Annotated in this window: 18 protein-coding genes and 2 pseudogenes; 14 read left to right on the plus strand and 6 right to left on the minus strand. The window is 36.7% G+C overall.

Translation table 11 applies throughout. From position 1 onward, the window contains the following. Nucleotides 1-97: 97 nt before the first annotated feature. On the plus strand, nt 98-370 hold the full coding sequence (locus AB4Z50_RS35225; protein ID WP_441887057.1) for a hypothetical protein: 273 nt from the start codon (nt 98-100) through the stop codon (nt 368-370). Nucleotides 371-1,098: 728 nt separating this feature from the next. Here AB4Z50_RS35225 and AB4Z50_RS35230 read toward each other — a convergent pair. The 4 genes from AB4Z50_RS35230 to AB4Z50_RS35245 form a co-directional block, all read right to left on the minus strand. Beyond that, nucleotides 1,099-1,617 carry a DUF3231 family protein gene (locus tag AB4Z50_RS35230; RefSeq protein ID WP_441887059.1) on the minus strand — a complete coding sequence of 173 codons (519 nt, stop codon included), beginning with the start codon at nt 1,615-1,617 and terminating at the stop codon, nt 1,099-1,101. A 204-nt stretch (nt 1,618-1,821) separates the two neighbouring features. Beyond that, a complete protein-coding gene (locus tag AB4Z50_RS35235; protein ID WP_339207494.1) occupies nt 1,822-2,145 on the minus strand; it encodes a WGxxGxxG family protein in 324 nt (107 codons plus the stop codon). A gap of 197 nt (nt 2,146-2,342) precedes the next feature. Then, nucleotides 2,343-3,119, minus strand: coding sequence for a hypothetical protein (locus tag AB4Z50_RS35240; protein WP_441887061.1), 777 nt, complete (start codon nt 3,117-3,119; stop codon nt 2,343-2,345). A 148-nt stretch (nt 3,120-3,267) separates the two neighbouring features. Continuing rightward, on the minus strand, nt 3,268-3,732 hold the full coding sequence (locus AB4Z50_RS35245; RefSeq protein WP_441887063.1) for a CBO0543 family protein: 465 nt from the start codon (nt 3,730-3,732) through the stop codon (nt 3,268-3,270). A 113-nt stretch (nt 3,733-3,845) separates the two neighbouring features. On the opposite strand from AB4Z50_RS35245, the gene AB4Z50_RS35250 reads away from it, so the two are divergent. From AB4Z50_RS35250 to AB4Z50_RS35290, 9 genes and pseudogenes are all read left to right on the plus strand, one after another. Continuing rightward, a complete protein-coding gene (locus tag AB4Z50_RS35250) occupies nt 3,846-4,061 on the plus strand; it encodes a hypothetical protein (protein ID WP_441887065.1) in 216 nt (71 codons plus the stop codon). Between the two features lie 16 nt (nt 4,062-4,077). Next, complete coding sequence (locus AB4Z50_RS35255) at nt 4,078-4,215, plus strand: hypothetical protein (protein WP_441887067.1); 138 nt, start codon at nt 4,078-4,080, stop codon at nt 4,213-4,215. 466 nt (nt 4,216-4,681) lie between these two features. Beyond that, entirely contained in the window at nt 4,682-5,644 is a 963-nt protein-coding gene (locus AB4Z50_RS35260; RefSeq protein WP_441887069.1) for a hypothetical protein, read from the plus strand. A gap of 148 nt (nt 5,645-5,792) precedes the next feature. Then, complete coding sequence (locus AB4Z50_RS35265) at nt 5,793-6,374, plus strand: hypothetical protein (RefSeq protein ID WP_441887071.1); 582 nt, start codon at nt 5,793-5,795, stop codon at nt 6,372-6,374. Nucleotides 6,375-7,123: 749 nt separating this feature from the next. Continuing rightward, nucleotides 7,124-7,298: pseudogene (locus tag AB4Z50_RS35270) on the plus strand (stage V sporulation protein R); the annotation flags it as partial. A 164-nt stretch (nt 7,299-7,462) separates the two neighbouring features. Then, nucleotides 7,463-8,058 (plus strand): annotated as a pseudogene (locus AB4Z50_RS35275) (recombinase family protein). Between the two features lie 83 nt (nt 8,059-8,141). Then, the gene (locus AB4Z50_RS35280) at nt 8,142-8,339 is read left to right on the plus strand and encodes a hypothetical protein (RefSeq protein ID WP_441887073.1); all 198 of its coding nucleotides are present in this window, start codon (nt 8,142-8,144) and stop codon (nt 8,337-8,339) included. Between the two features lie 268 nt (nt 8,340-8,607). After that, entirely contained in the window at nt 8,608-9,168 is a 561-nt protein-coding gene (locus tag AB4Z50_RS35285) for a DinB/UmuC family translesion DNA polymerase (RefSeq protein ID WP_441887075.1), read from the plus strand. Between the two features lie 191 nt (nt 9,169-9,359). Next, entirely contained in the window at nt 9,360-10,046 is a 687-nt protein-coding gene (locus AB4Z50_RS35290) for a DNA-methyltransferase (protein WP_441887077.1), read from the plus strand. A 145-nt stretch (nt 10,047-10,191) separates the two neighbouring features. On the opposite strand, the gene AB4Z50_RS35295 is transcribed toward AB4Z50_RS35290, so the two are convergent. Beyond that, the gene (locus AB4Z50_RS35295) at nt 10,192-12,042 is read right to left on the minus strand and encodes an ATP-dependent nuclease (protein ID WP_441887079.1); all 1,851 of its coding nucleotides are present in this window, start codon (nt 12,040-12,042) and stop codon (nt 10,192-10,194) included. A 538-nt stretch (nt 12,043-12,580) separates the two neighbouring features. Here AB4Z50_RS35295 and AB4Z50_RS35300 point away from each other — a divergent pair. Further along, nucleotides 12,581-13,015 (plus strand): GNAT family N-acetyltransferase, encoded by a 435-nt coding sequence (locus AB4Z50_RS35300; RefSeq protein WP_441887081.1) that lies wholly within the window; start codon nt 12,581-12,583, stop codon nt 13,013-13,015. 407 nt (nt 13,016-13,422) lie between these two features. Here AB4Z50_RS35300 and AB4Z50_RS35305 read toward each other — a convergent pair whose 3' ends face one another. Continuing rightward, nucleotides 13,423-14,289 carry a helix-turn-helix transcriptional regulator gene (locus AB4Z50_RS35305; RefSeq protein ID WP_441887083.1) on the minus strand — a complete coding sequence of 289 codons (867 nt, stop codon included), beginning with the start codon at nt 14,287-14,289 and terminating at the stop codon, nt 13,423-13,425. A 24-nt stretch (nt 14,290-14,313) separates the two neighbouring features. Here AB4Z50_RS35305 and AB4Z50_RS35310 point away from each other — a divergent pair, with 24 nt between their 5' ends. The 3 genes from AB4Z50_RS35310 to AB4Z50_RS35320 form a co-directional block, all read left to right on the plus strand. Then, nucleotides 14,314-15,024, plus strand: coding sequence for a DUF4386 domain-containing protein (locus AB4Z50_RS35310; RefSeq protein WP_441887085.1), 711 nt, complete (start codon nt 14,314-14,316; stop codon nt 15,022-15,024). A 247-nt stretch (nt 15,025-15,271) separates the two neighbouring features. Then, nucleotides 15,272-15,673 carry a DUF3888 domain-containing protein gene (locus AB4Z50_RS35315; protein ID WP_441887089.1) on the plus strand — a complete coding sequence of 134 codons (402 nt, stop codon included), beginning with the start codon at nt 15,272-15,274 and terminating at the stop codon, nt 15,671-15,673. Between the two features lie 252 nt (nt 15,674-15,925). Then, nucleotides 15,926-16,123, plus strand: a 198-nt coding sequence (locus AB4Z50_RS35320; RefSeq protein ID WP_441887087.1) for a hypothetical protein, incomplete at its 3' end; no start/stop codon positions are given.

Here is a 16,123-nt window from a genome sequence, read left to right on the forward strand (position 1 = left end):
CCACTGGGTAACTTACTCTTGTTGCCAACGTAAAAACACCTCCAAGGTTGTCTCCATATCTTACGACATGGTTGCATTTTCTTGAAGGTGTTTTGATTTGTCTCACGTTATGGGGTCAGTCCCGAGTAAGAAAAAATTGAAAACCTTTTTTGATGAAAAGGAATTAGAACCACGTACTTTTTCRATTTCTCATAACGAAAAAGTACATATGGTTGAAAGTGATTTCCTCATCAATTTGATTGTGAATTCCACGCCGGAGCACGAGCAAAGAAAAATTTTAGAAATGATCGTTGCTATTGATTTTAAAAACGGGGACGTAAATCATTTTCTCGAACATTTGGCCAAAGGCTATGTCGTGAATAATTTTTAATATGAGGAAACCAAATATAGCGCCAGCCCAGCTTTAAAAAAGGTTGCTCAAGCCAAAGCGGAACTTAAAGCAATTAATTAACTTTTGAAAAAGTCACAGTGGCGCGGTTTATTCAGCGCTATTGTGACTTTTTCAGCAATGAAGCAAAGACGATATCAGATATTGATTTTATGATTTCTTATCTTCGGATTTACAGCTTGTACAACAGTAAAGCTGCGAGAAAATACGGTGAACGAGTTAAGTAATTTGATGAATATCTTTGTACGTGGGAGGTTATGTCTTTGAGCCAAATTGTAAAAGGAGAAATATCAGTTTGTTGCAAAAAGCCAGTCACACGCGGAGATACCACAAGAGATACTGCACAAAATGTAATATGGAGTGCCAAGTAATTCAGTGAATATTGAATTACTATAGGACCCGTATTTAATATACGGGACCACTGGATTAGATTGTCATTCTCTTAACGTTTGATGATAGCACAAATATAACATAACTTTTTTCTTCCTTTTATAAGCTTTAAATTTTCACAATATGCACATTTCATAGGCTCTCACCTCCTGAGTTATTATGTCCGATGGTCGTTAAGGAATATACAGGTAAGTTGAACATTGAAGATTACGGGAGTAGCAAACTTGTTACATTAATCTCAAAGTAGTTTGAAAAGGAAATTTGTAATTACATGAGGAGGATTAAAAAACCTGCCCATTGGGCAGGTTGGCAACTTATTCTTATGCGTTAGCAGTCTCTGGTCGCTTAACTTGAAGTGGAGGAGGTATAAGCCAACCTTTTTCTTTGCTTAGTTCGAGTATTTTAACGCCTAGTGCAGTTTTAGTAAGATGATATTTCGCAAATAAAGCTCCAATATCTTCTCTAATAGACTGACCCATAACTTGGCTACATGCGACTAGTCCAAGTGATGTGTCAGCGGCAATTTTAGCAGCAATTTCGGGATCAGAGAATCTTGCACCTACAGGGATGTCTTCGAGTTTAACAGAGGGTCTTTCAGGCATCATAGGTACGGAAGCAATTCCGTTATCAGTAAGCAATGTATCACATTCTTTAATTTCCATCTTGGCTTGATCAATGAGAGCATCCAGTATTTTTTTTAAGTCTTTGTCTCCAGCGTGGTTTAAGTATGCTTGGTAACAGGATACAGCGCCTTTTGCTACAGTTGAAGCCTGCCAAACACTAAATATTTCACCGTAGTGCATTGGTTCATCCTTTGGATTACCGCTTAAAATTCCCATTTGATTTGCTCCTTTTGATTCATTAATTTTTTGAACTGACTTAATATGCTTAACTACACAGAAAAAATACGAGTAATGGTGAAATTCACAAAAATACTTGGAAACACTTCGGATTAGTCAGAAAAAATAAACGAAGCTATTTTGCACTCAAATGAACCCCCCAATAAATGCAGGGGTTCATGAAAAATGATTCTCTATTCTTGCTTAAGTACGTTCCCGATCTCGGCTTCTTAATCCGATTAAGCCCGTTAAGCCAAGCAAACCAAGCCAGCCCCAATTATTTCTTCTATCGTCTGTTGTCGCATTTGTCCGATAGTTGTTTGCATTCATACCCGTGTTATTTGCTCCATAGCCATCTCCATAGCCATTCATTTGATTAGTGGTTGTGTTGTTTGTTCCATAACTGTTCATACGATTGTTATCTGTTGTCATCCTATCTACTTGATTTGATTGTTCCGCGAAGGCAGGGAAACACAGTGCGGATGATAGGATTGTAAAGGCAAATAGCAACGAGTAAATTTTTTTCATACTCACTAATTCTCCTTGTGTTCAAATTTTTTTTACCGTTTATAAGTTGCCCTTACTATAAAAAAATATTCTGCTTTTATGTATCTCAATGAATAATCAAATACATGGGAGGGATTTATATATGGCTGAATAACATTTTTTTTGAATGAAACCTACAAGAAAAAGGAGGAGGCTACAAGTTCCTCCCCTCAATTTAGCTAGAGGATGTTAGGCCCAATTACCTCACCGCTGAAATGGACCTCATTGATTACAGGATTAGCGAAATTAGTAATTGGGATTGGTGCACCATCCGTAATTACACTAAATCCGGAGGCTGGGCCAGCTGCTGCAGTTAAAAAATAAATTGAATTAGGACCAGTTAATCCTGTATCGGTACATGCAAAAGTTGTTGTAATGGTTCCTTGCACCAGAGTATTACCTGTTCCTGAGAAGTTAATCTGGGTTACACTTCCGGAGTCTACTACTGAGGCAACACGCACACCTAATAATGGAGCATCTCGAAAAAAGCTGAAGTTCATGACTTGGCTTGCCAAGGCTAATTCGGGGGCAACTTCGCTTATGAAGTTAAAGCTCCATACGATGGTTGCTTTTAATGCCACTCGACTATTTATATTAACATTACTTAAAGTTATTGACTGGTTACTGACTTGAACTTCCGGACCAATCATAGCAGGTGACACTGGAAGTACGATTGTTGTAATGGCTGGACCACCGGTAATCATAGGATCGGGAATCTGAAAAAAATCATAAAAAGTAAGAAGTCCAACTCCTGAAGTACCAGGTAATCCCTGCGGACCGGTTGGACCCTGTGGCCCGGGAGGCCCTGCAGCCCCTGCAGCCCCTTGTGTTCCATTCCGTGCAAGCACTTTAATAATTCGTCTTTTGCGTCTCCCTTTAATTAAGGAATTATGTTTACATCTCTTTGGGCTATTTCTTTTCAAACCTATTTTAAGCCTAGTAGTGGAACATTTCATCGAATACACCTCCTCACATAGATGCCTTATTTTATGATTTTGTTGGAATGGTGTGTTAGACAGTTGACTAGATTTATCGAGAGTAAATGATTGCGACCTAAGTTTTATTCAAAATTAAATAAATTGACGGACAGATTTGAATATTCTATTACTTAACTACTTCAATATGCTCTTTAGCAATTATCCATGCTGTTGTAACACATAGATACGCAATTAAGTAGGAAATGAATGTCCAACCTATATTCCATCCGTTTCCGTACATTACGAATCCAAATAGAAGGGCTGTGTATTCAAGGACAGTGGTGAGTAAGCTGAAAATCAAAATAAAGATAACTGGATGGAGTCGAAAAGTTCTTTTTGAAAGATTGTAAATTAATAGAGAACCTAAAACAGCGTATAGCCCCAAATCCATAGGTAATGCGGAAATAGTTTCATTTTTCTCGAAAATAGGTTTAAAATCCCAAAAACCAAAATAGATGCCTATTGTATTTATAATCATTGAAATTACTGCCGTTACAGGACTAATGACAATAAATAGGATCGGTTGTTTTCGAACTATGAACGATGCTAAAACCCAAGGAATTATGAAGCCAAAAATAATATTGTATAGCATTTTTAGTTTCACTCCGTATTGAAAGTTTTTATATGAAGTATCGTCATAAAAGCGAGTAGATATTCAATTAACTTTATGTTCAAGTCTGAATACGGAAGAACATGGAGGGCTGTATGGAGGAACAAAAAGAGTTAGAGGACATTAAAAACAAGTTGACTGAAATAAAACAATATGATGATTATTTTTGGCTGCGGTATTTGCAAGAGAATACGATTTTTGACACCGATAACATCAAGGCTCAAAAGGATTGGTTAATAGCCAGCCTAGAACGATTTATCCAATTGTCACCAGCAGGTGCTTTCAAGGGCAACGAAGGAGGATCACTATGAGAAATTTTTCAATTCATTGTATCTTGATGCGAAATACGATCTTATATTTGCCGTAGAAGCTGCCAATGAGAGTGAAGCAAGACTTAGAGCTGAAGAGGAATTAAGAAACGACGGGCTACTGGATAAAGTTGATCAAAACTTTGAAATTAACTAAGGAGAGGCTATGTAAAGACCAATTACTAATCAAGATCTCGATGATTATACCGTATCAAAATGTGTGATAAGAAAATGAAACGTACCAAAAATCAAATATACAGTTTTTGAAACGCTTTATAGTGTCTTTTTTTAGTGTATCAAAAAGCATGCTTTTTGAGACTTTGTCCGTTTGGACGGTAATTTCGATGGTCACTTCCGTTTCATTAACTCTACGAAAACCTAAGACTGGAAATATCAAAAGTAAGCTTGAATCTGTAATAATAAGTTAATAGTTTAAGATGCCATGAAACAGCAAAAATAATCAACAAAACGAAACAATAAACAATTTTGTATTTTAAAATAGTTAAACTAAAAAGGGATTTATAACCATCATTGAATCTATTATTTAGAAAAAAACTAGTTGACATGCAAATTGTTTATTACTATATTGGTTTAGAAGGAAAATAATGTATTGTAGGAAGAGCATGAAGAAATGGAGCCTTATTTTACCTGTTGTATTTTTAATGTTTGCTTCTGTTGCCCAAGCCACCGAAAGACCAGAAAAAATTGAAAAAAATGAGAGGAAAATTGTACTTAATGGGGCACTGACAATTACAAAGTATGACGATGGTCGGATTGCACCAGTCTCAACTTTTTTGAATCTATCAGAAATACAAGTCAATCAGGTATTAAGTGAGATGAAACTATCAAACGAACAAATCGAGCATTATTCTCCAGAACTAAAAAAGAGAATTATTAGCCGAGGTGGAGTAGCTGTCGAAATACAAAGCAGTCTAAAGCATTATTACAACAGTGTTGACGGCACTAGATATTTAATTACCGATGAAAATAGAGATGAAGTTAATGCGATTAAAGAGAAAGATAGCCTGACTTTAATGAAGCAAAGTAATGGYGGAATTAGTACGAAAGCTGTAATCCCTATAGATACAGAAAAGGATGGAAAATGGAGCGCATCAACTAGTATGATTTATCAGGGGTTAAGCTCTACAGGACAAGAATTTAAATATGATTTATATACTGAGTATAATTGGGATGGACAACCTAATTATTATTTTAGTGACTCAGTAGTACAATATTGGGATAATGCTACTGGTATCTCAAGTGCATCATCTTACGGGGCTAATAATTGGTTGCCCCAGGTTAATAATACAATTCAGCAGGAAGCTATGACAATTGTAAGGAAATTCGGTCAATCTCAAGGAACCTTCGATCTTAAACATTCTCATCATAATTACGGAGTAATAGTCGATGATCTTAGAGTTCCGAGAACTCTACGAGGCACAAATAAGCAGATACTTGCCAGTTATGCTCACCCATATATTCCTGGTTTTGTAAGCGCTGTAATGGGTATCGCAGGTATGTCATGGCCCGGTTTAATAGGAGACGACTGGTACTTGGATGGTACTTTTACTGTTCAAAACACCTAAATTAATTAGTATCATTTTTAAATTTATCGAGAACTTCAATCTTTATGTAAAGATTGAAGTTCTTTTCCATTTGATACATACTATAGATATTGGTTGAGCGACATTTAGATATATATATATTATCTTAAGTCAGCGACGAGGAGGAACAATGAAGAATAATGATAAGAAGATAATGAAAAAAAGTATATTTATAATATTAGCTGTCATAGTAGTTGCGATTTTATTTATGCTTTCTAATGGTTATGCGTTTACAGAGTCAAGTGCACTTGCATTGTCTAACAAACATAAAAAGAGTCAAATTGTTTATTCAAAAGAGTTTGGCGACATTAATTTGTTAGTTGAGAAAGAACTTAATAAGAAGTATCTCATAGAATTAAAGAAAAAATGGTTTTTATATAAAGTAACAAATAAAGAAGAACTGCTTCCAAGTGGGACAGACAAAATGAAAAGAACATGGATAAGTGTAATGACTAAGCATTCAAACCGAAAATATGAAACAATTATTGCTGCTGAAATTCTTGACCCCCATGTAAAGAAGGTAATTGTAAGCAATGATGATATGCTATTCAAAACTCAAGTCGATATTAAAAAAGCATCAACATTTTTTAAGGAACTAGAAGTTGACAATGGATATGCCGTTTACTACACTAAGATGGATTTTGAAGATGCTTCAAGTTTTATATTCCGTTTAATAGATGAGTCAGGAAAAATTATATATACTGGGCGTTGATTGATAGCATACATTAAATATAAAGAAAACCACTACTGCACTTCAACTGTTAGACACGGAGCATTGATTGAGTTCATCTTCTATACAATTATGCATAAGGTCTTAGTGAAACTTAATGGTCTTAGAGTTGGTGCAAATCGTGCTAAAGGAAAAATAAAGATCACATATGATTGCATTAAGCAAACGGGAATAGATCATTAAAGATGGAACCTCAATAGCATTAGGGTATTCGACTGCCAATACTTCAATACAACACTTCTTACTTAACTTAACTGACTACCACGACTTATGAAACGAACTCGAAAAATGACGTCCAGCTATCTTTAATTTGAATGGTCACATCCGTTTCATTAATTACACCATTTGAATAGGTTGCTACGAATATAAAGATATAATCGCCATCCCGACTCTAATCTTACCTGCGCTTGCTCCTCAAAGATATACCCGTTCCAGGATTTCTGATCGATGGATGACAACTTTGTATTGCCTATTCGAGCAGCTGCTACTTCGACAGAAATCTAATTAAGCAATAAAGCGCCCTACGTTTTCTTATCAAAGGATGGAAACATTAGATGAAATCAAACAATGGATTCGGCTTATCTTCGAGAATTTTGTGTGTTATGTCTTAAAGAAACAAAAGAGAACACAGTCCGAATATGTAGTAAAAGCAGTTAATTATTTGAAGAACCATTATACGGAAAACATCTCACTAACTGATGCTGCCGAATATATTCATCTATAAAGTATAGCTTTATCTTATTCATGAGTATGAAGGGATGGAGCTCGATCTGAAGTATGTGGAGCGTACGCTGCCTCATGTCGTTCAGCTTTGGGTGAAAAACGTTTCATCTGGAGACGTTTGTTGAGGATAAGAAGATTGTGTTCAGCTGTGATGGGAAGAAAACGAGTCGGAAGTTTGTTTGAGGTAAGAGGATAGCTCTTCTTAATTCTGTTTTAAAGAGCTAACACATTTAAATAAATATGTTACAGAAACCCCGATCTCATTCGATCGGTCTTTCTATTTTAGGATAGAGAGGGCTCCCTTAGGAGACATAGATATCGTTATTGTGAAGGTGGAGTTCAAAGAGATGGGCTATGTGTGTGTTTCTTCTAAAGAGCAAAATCCGGAAAGGCAACTACTTAAGTTTCGAGAACTGGGTCTAAATGAGCGATATCTTTTTGTTGATAAATTAAGTGGGAAAGATTTCAATCGACCTCAGTACCAAGCAATGCGTCTTATATGTTGAGACAAGGTGATTTAATTTACATTGATTCATTAGATCGATTGGGACGAGACTATGATGGAATCATAGATGAGTGGAAATATATCACTCGTGAGGTTGGAGCGGATATCGTTTGTTTGGATAACGAGCTGCTATTTGATTCTAGAAAGTATCGGACAATGGGGGACTTCTGAAAGGTTCTGGAGAATCAATTTCTTAGTTTGCTTGCTTATGTAGCAGAACAAGAGCGTAAAAAGAATCTGCAGCGGCAAGCTGAAGGAATTGCAGTAGCTATAATTGAAGGAGTAAAGTTTGGTAAGCCGCGAAAAGAAATCGATACCACCTTTATTAAGGTTTATCAAGATTGGAAAGCTGGACTCATTACTGGAGTAGCTGCTAGGAAGGTATTAGGATTAACGCATAGTACGTTTTGCCGACGAGTAAATGAGTATGAGGGCTAATAATCTGTTAAATCTTTTCTCTGGAATAAGAACGTTAGCTCTGTACATAATAAGAACAAACGTTCTGTTTGGGGGTGAGTCTTATGGACGAGAAATGGATAGGTGCAATTGTTGAGATTGTATATCTCAGCAAGAATAAGAACTTGTCCAAAAGAAAAATAAATATGTTATCGGTGGATCAGGGACACATAAAGGCTTTTTGTCTGGTTAGACAAGGAAGGCGAAATTTTTTAGTTAAAAACATATTAGCTGCAGAGCCCGTGGTGGTATTTATTGGCTAAAAGCAAAGTTATCATGTTAGCGGATCTAGGCCTGTGATAATTATGCGAAGAAAAACAAATCAGGAATGTATGTGCTGACAAAAGAAAATTTGCACGAGACACTCTGGACTTTGCATATTGATAAAATGTTTATGGTCGGCAGCAAGATGACACGACATCTAAATTTTATGGGTCTTGATACTATTGGAAAACTTGCAGGTACACCTTTAGATAAACTTAAATTAATGATGAGGCTAAGTTTGGTAAAAACTCAGATGTTAATGCAGAAATGTATTGGCGCATAGCTAATGGAATTGATGAAAGCCCAGTCACGCCAGGAACTCATCAGGTTGCACCTAAAACAGTTGGCCATATGATGACACTTCCTCGTGATTATCGCAAGCTCGATGAGATAAAGGTAGTGCTCCTAGAGCTTACAGAGCTCGTATGCCAGCGCTGCAGAGGCAAAGGCTATATGGGGCATGTAGTATCGGTGGGTTGCTTAGGGGCTGATTTTGAACGCCCGACAGGTTTTTATCGACAAATGAAAATGGTAGATCCTACAAATGTAACCAATCAAGTGTATAGAGCTGCTGTGGAATTATTACAGAGACATTGGGATGGATTACCTATTCGAAGAATAGGCATCAGTTTATCTCAATTTTCCTCCGACGATGAATATCAAATATCATTATTCGACCAAGACCGAGAAAAAGCACGAGCATTAGAACGTGTAACTGACTTATTAAAACAAAAGCATGGTGACTCAATTATTATAAGAGCTACTTCTGCTACTCCAGCTGGCAAGGCATCAGATCGCAGTATGAAAATAGGAGGTAATTTCAAATAGCAAATCCTCAGATGTGAAGTATTTACAATTTTGAAGGTTAGCATTATACTTATATAAAATCCGGAATGCACCGGTAAAATAAAGTTGTGGGAGAAATCCTACAGCTTTTTTTTTGTGAAAAAAGAGAACACTTGTTCCAAATCGTAGTGTAGAATTTATATATAAGAGACACATATACCAGGAGGAATAGGATGTTATATAACGAAAGCTGTATTGAAGGTTCAAAGAAACATTTAGAAGATAACTCAGTCGATTTATTGATAGCAGATCCACCATATAACTTAAGATTTGGTGGGACAACACAAACGAAAACGAAAAAGCCAAGATTTAATATAATAGAGAATGATATGCTTTCACCGGCGGAATACAAGCGTTTTTGTATGCAATGGATTTTTCAAGCTTACAGAGTTCTCAAGCCAGGACGACATATTTATGTTTGTATTGACTGGCGGATGTATGCAGACATGGTGATTTGGCTGCGTAATGCAGGTTTCATAGTGAAGAACTGTATTGTATGGGATAAAGAACATATGGGCCTTGGTTGGCAATACCGCTATCGCCACGAATTTATCATCTTTGCTGTGAAAGGAGATAAACGTGTCAGACGGATCTCAACACGAAAGCAGACAGACATTTGGCGCATACCACGCATTCATGGTAATAAAACCATACATCCAACGGAAAAGCCTGTAGAGTTGTTAAAGGAAATGATTGTGAATAGTAGTGAGACTGGAGAGTTAATGGTAGATTTTTTCGCAGGTAGTGGGGTTGCGGAAGAGGCAGCCATTATTACAAGTCGGTCTTGGATGGCTTTTGAAATTGATAAAAATTGGTATGATGTTGCAATGGAAAGGATACAAAAGGCGTTGGGAATATAAGTTATAGCTACAGATTGAATTAGCGGATAGGTCTCAGTAACTTTATCACTAGGTTGGCAGTCTAAGTTATAAACACTCGTCCTAGACTGCCATTACAACAAACGAAAGCAAAAAGTCGAACCCTGCCACTTTAAGAAGGAGTTTTTTATCGACTTGGTATATCATCAGATGCCGCAGCTGCAAAAGGATGGTTTATTTCATCCCATACATTTCTTATAAATTGTTCGTGTACTGGTATTTGCCATCCTTGAAACGCATCATGAAGTTCAGACCAATCAGGATTTTCAACTAAATATTGTTGCATTAATTCATCAACAAGATGAACAATCGGAACTTCTAACGGAATACCGTATGCTGATTTAATAATTTGTAACAATCTTAAAGGAAGCTCTTCTAGAGACTTGTCTTTTAAAAACTCATATGCTGCATACGATTTAGAGGTGCCCTTTTCATAAGTTTCGGGCATTTCTGCCTCAAAAGTATGTTGAAGAACAAATTTCTTGTTAGCACGAACAGATGCTAATACTTCAATTTTATAATTTATGGTAATTGCTTGACGAAGGGTAGAGCTAGCTCTTCTTTGCCCATTTTTTCCAAGTTCAGTAATATCCATATCATGAATAACCGTATAGGGAATTCCAAAATTATTTAAGACATTCAATACAACGTACATTGTAGGTTTACCTGCACAGTTTACTATTGAGGTTTTATGAAATACATCAGATGAAAGTAAACCTGAAACCATAAGCTTTTCCGCTATTTGTCTAAATGCGACAACCTCAGTATCGCCTTCAACAAGAATTGCTTGCTGTGCAAAGAAAACTTCATTTAGATGAGGGTTGAATTTCAAGAGGGCTTGAAATTTATCTCTTTCATCCTCAGGTAAGCCATAGATATCAGAACTAACTTGGTTTGCTTTGACATCTTGATTAGAATCTAAAGAGAAGCGAATAAGTGTTCTGTTTGGTTTTGATAAATCGATAAAGTTGGGAGAATGAGAAGTTGCGATAACTTGAAAAAACCGATCATCAGCTAGCTGGTACAAGGTATCCTTAAAAACTCGTGCAATATGCGGATGCAAGTATAGTTCCGGTTCTTCAACTGCAATTATTAACGGCCTACGGGCTGCTATTTGTTCCCTTCCTTCAGGAGGGAATTCGCTTCTATATTTTCGATAGCCTTTTAAAATCGAAACAATAAAAGTACGTTGCACACCATTTCCTTGATGTTCAATAGATGTATTTATGCCGTTATAATTAAAAACAGTATTTACTGAACTACTGATGAATTCTTCAATAGGTTTAAAGTTAACTTTAAAATCAACACTTGTTGAGGTAATGTTATTTAAAAATGATTTCACCTCATTTTGAAAGAAACTTATTCTTTCATTAGTGTGCGAGTTTATTCTGTTTTGTAGTTCCCTATTCGCACGAGTCGCATCTAAGTATTCATTAGTCTCCATAATAACTTCTTTATATAGTTGAGTTAGGGTTTTTATGTAGTCAGAACTATTTTTTATCTCTTCATTTGCATGACGAACTGCTGGTATATAAAGAACTTCAGGGAATACGTTAAGAAAATGAGTGCCATTATTGCCCCCCCCCATCCTCCCGTCCCAACCCTCATTATTCATATCATGAGTAGGTTCTCCTGAGGTTTTGGAAAAGCGTTTTACAGGTTCTCCATATTCATAAACTGCTCGTACAATAAAATGTCCAGTTGGCTCATGAAGTGAATTACGAATCCCATGAAGCTCTAATTCTGCTGCTGTCACATCAATGAATGTTGCGTGGAAACTGATTGCACGACTTGTGTCGTGTCTATAGTAACAGTTTTCATCAAGAGTCTTATCCGCTTTACCAAATTGTTCGATGGCTTGAAGAACTGTGCTTTTACTGCAATTGTTCGGACCAATAATGATGCTGATATTCTCAATATCTAATGATAAATGCTGAATTCCTTTATAGTTATTTATGGTGATTTTGGATAGTTTCATGGATGCCCCCTAGTATGTTTGTTTAATATATCCCTATGATAATGGAAATTTTCTTTTCCTACAATTGGGAAATTGTTAGTGGGGAATAAGTTAGTTCAATTGTCATTGGCTATATATCTTTCCTATGCACATACAAACTAAGAAAAATGGGCGAGAGAATCATGTGAAGATATAATTTTTCTTAACAACTGTCGTACTCCTTAGCTTTTTTACTTCATTTGCTACAGAAGCTTCAGTACATCCAAACCTAAAATTAAAAGCAACTGAAAATGCCTAGCATCAACAATTAAATCCCAGTTATTATCGCGTCGTTAAAGAATTTTTTCAACAAAAAATTTTCCCGAATTAAAAATGTGCAAACTTTTGAAAATTATCTTTTCCCCTCGTCTCCGACCTTATTAGGTCGGTTTTTTTGAATTTTATTTATGTTAAGAGCAAGTCTTTCATTAAACTAACGGGCAGATTAACTTAACAAATAGTGGAAGTTTAATTACCGAAAAAGTACACTTAAAATATTGATGGTTCGAAGGGGGTTCCAATGAGGCTTAATTATAGAAATGCAATTTCTAAAGATGAAGAGGTATTGTTTGATCTATCCGCTAAGCTTTCGACTAGTTTTAAGTTGAATAAAACGGATTTCAGACGAACCTTTCTTGATGTTTTGAGTAACAAAGATGCAGACTTAGTAGTCGCAGAGATTGAAACAGGTATCATTGGATATGTACTAGCCTTCCATCACTCCACTTTTTATGCAAATGGTTTAATAAGTTGGGTTGAGGAATTATTCGTACTAGAAGATTACAGGAGTAAAGGTGTTGGAAAAAATCTTATGGTACTTATTGAAGAAAAAGCAGTTCGGCGTGGTTCAAAGCTGGTTGCACTTGCCACAAGAAGAGCAAGTGATTTCTATAAGGCTATTGGTTATGATGAATCCGCTGTTTATTTCAAAAAGTCTTTATCAAGAGCTGACTAAGCTATCGGGAGATAAGAGGTGACAAAATGGATGAAAGAGAGGCTGCCGGCTTAGAGCGGCGATCTCGTTAAGCTAACGGGAAACGATAGTTCAATTAAAACACAGAAGCAGCCGACCACAATGATCGGCTGCTTCATTACGCTAACGGGCAGTATAGTTGAAGATTAATTCCGGTGAACCGAACCACAAGTAACGGCGATGTGGAGTGTTGACGCTGCTCACTATCAGAATATAGGTCACATAGTTGATATAGTTGATGAAAATGCATCTCGAAAGGGGTGCTCTTTTCGTTACAGCAAGATTTGGAAAGTGTATGTTTAGCCATTATGTTATCTTGTATTCATCAAATCAAAATGAAACAGACTGGAGGGCATAAAAGCGATTACGGTTACCATAAAGCGTCATGATTAATCTGAATCGATAGGTATCCTTTTGATAGGTGCATAAATGTGGTATGCCAAATCAAGATTGTGAATGTCATCAAAAAATTGAATAAGTTCAATATGTGAATCGTCTGCTTCCTGCCTGGAAATCTTTAAAAATCTTGCATAATCAGTTTTGAGAACATCACCTATATCAAGGAGGTCACCAGAATATTTGAACTTGGCACAGAAGAGCCGTGGTACATCAACGGTAAAATAGAATGGTCTATTTATCTGAATATCAAATGGGATCCCGAACAGTACCTTGAAGCGAGATGAATTGGGTTGGCAATTAGAATAAATGACGAAACATGAACCATTAACTGTTTTATCAATGTCATTTAACAGTTTAAGCGAATGAGACCGAATCTTCGTCTTGTAATCATCAGTTGCCAGGTCAACCTCAAAGGCTATGCCGCTCACCCGGATTGAATCGAACTCCGTTAGGGTGAAATCGGTAACAATATCACCATTGATGTTTTTAATGGGTCTTCTAACCACAGAAGGCATTGGTGTTTGAGAAATGTTCATATCACTTACTCTTAGAGAGCTTGGAGCCATACCGTATTGGCGTTTGAAAGCGCGGGTGAAAGATGATTGAGTTCCAAAGTTTAGCTGGTAGGCAATATCTGTTAGTGGTAAATGATCGGTTTGAATGCATTGTAGTGATGCGTTCAATCTTCTGGATAATATGTAGTTGTTTAAAGTACAACCCATCATGGCAGAAAAAAGTCTGTGGAAGTAGAATTTGGACATGTTGAAGGTATTAGCCACAGACTCTAGTGATAGAGGCTGGTCTAAATTGTTCTCAATATGGTTTAAAGCACTCTCTATGACTTCGTATTGGTCCATAATAACCCCCAGGAGGTAAAGTTTATGACGCAAGACAGAATGAATGGGATCATCATCGGTATTTTTTATTTTGTTGCTGCAGTCACTTCAGTCATCGCTGTTATTTCTTATGAGCCGGTATTGTCAGAACAATGGTATATGTCCGTGGCAAATGGATTTAAAACAAAGGTTTTACTCGGAGTCATTAACGATCTCTTGCTCGTTCTGACAGCAGTAGGTACAGCCGTTATGTTGTTTCCTTACCTTCGTCGTTGGAATGAACATCTAGCACTAGGACATCTATGCTTTCGATTTATGGAAGCTGTTCTTATTGCAATAGGCGTGGTCAGTATACTAGGTTTATTGCAACTTAGTATTCATTATGAAGCAAACAGCTTAACAAGTGAAGAAAATCTTCACGAGATCGGTTACATGCTGCAAGCTTTCCATCGTTGGACTTCGATGTTAGGACCTAATTTTATGTTGGGTATCAATACGGCATTGTATAGCTATTTGCTTTTTCGAACAGGTTTAGTGCCAAGACCGCTAGCTCTGTTTGGTATGATTACGGCTGTACTCGTATTTATAGCCGGTCTATTAGAAATGTTCGGTATTGTAGAACCTCTATCTGCAGCAAAAGGATTTATTGCTCTACCTGTGGGTATTTATGAGTTGAGTTTGGCAGCCTGGTTGATTGTGAAGGGATTTCACAAGCAAAACCTCAAGAAACTTAGAGCAAAAATAGAGTTATACTAATGTAGATTTTGGTGGCGAGTGTAATATTGTTTTAGATATACTAAGGTGAACCGTATCACAAAATAAAGGAGTTTTGTTGAACTAACGGGAAACGATAGTTGAACAAACTTGGAGTAGTTTGCTGCGGCAGCTGCTCCCTTTCTTTATTAAACTAACGGGCAGATTACGTTAATGGATTTGCATTTTATTTTGTTGCATGCATAAACCCAAGTCACTTAACGGAAATTACTTCAATGGGGTGATTGTAGTGAATGTTAAAAGCTATATCGGGTTACTGCTAGCAGTCATCATTTCCTTCGTGCTTATACAGCCAGTTTACGCTAAACCACACGAAGAACCATTGGAAAGGCTTGTACTTACTTTGTTAACTCCAAATATAAAGGAACAGATTAATCGATATTATGAAGATAAACTAACAGAGTCACCTACGTTTTCGCCTTTTCTAGGAGGGACTGAATTAAACGTTGAATACCATCCTTCGCATATTGATGTTAATGTTACAGTGATTCCGTATGTGGGACCTCATTTAGATGTAGGGATGGACTCGATGAAGTTTCGTGTAGATAATACAGGAGCTGTAATGATTCTAGAATACAAACACATTAGGGACTATGAGTTGCCTCCATACTGGCAACACATTCTTCGTTGAGCTAACGGTACACTATAGCTTATTTTTGTACTTGCATATGATGGAGGAAATATTCTGTATATAAGAGGTATCCATTCCCCTCGCCTCCATACCCACCATGAAAAAAACCGACCTCATAAGGTCGGTTTTTTTGATTTTTAGTCATGTTATGAGCAAGTCTTTTATTAAACTAACGGRCAGGTTAACGCAACAACCGAGCTTTTSCGTTCGTCTTAATGGTACAACAGTATTTTTCTTAAAGGGGGGAGAATTATGAGGATAATAATTATTGTTATGTTTCTGTCATTCTTTGCAGCAGGTTGTAGTGATAATAATGGGTCAAACTCATCAAGTACCTATCCAGCTTCCGTTGCTTGGAATAACACCCTTTATGGATTATCTAAAGAAGAGGTTCCAATTGAAGAAGTAGGCAAAGAGATTGGTAAGATTGAAAGAAAAACAACCCCAATG

It is taken from the genome of Paenibacillus sp. 2TAB26 (assembly GCF_052115145.1).
In the GTDB taxonomy this organism is placed as follows: Bacteria; Bacillota; Bacilli; order Paenibacillales; family Paenibacillaceae; genus Pristimantibacillus.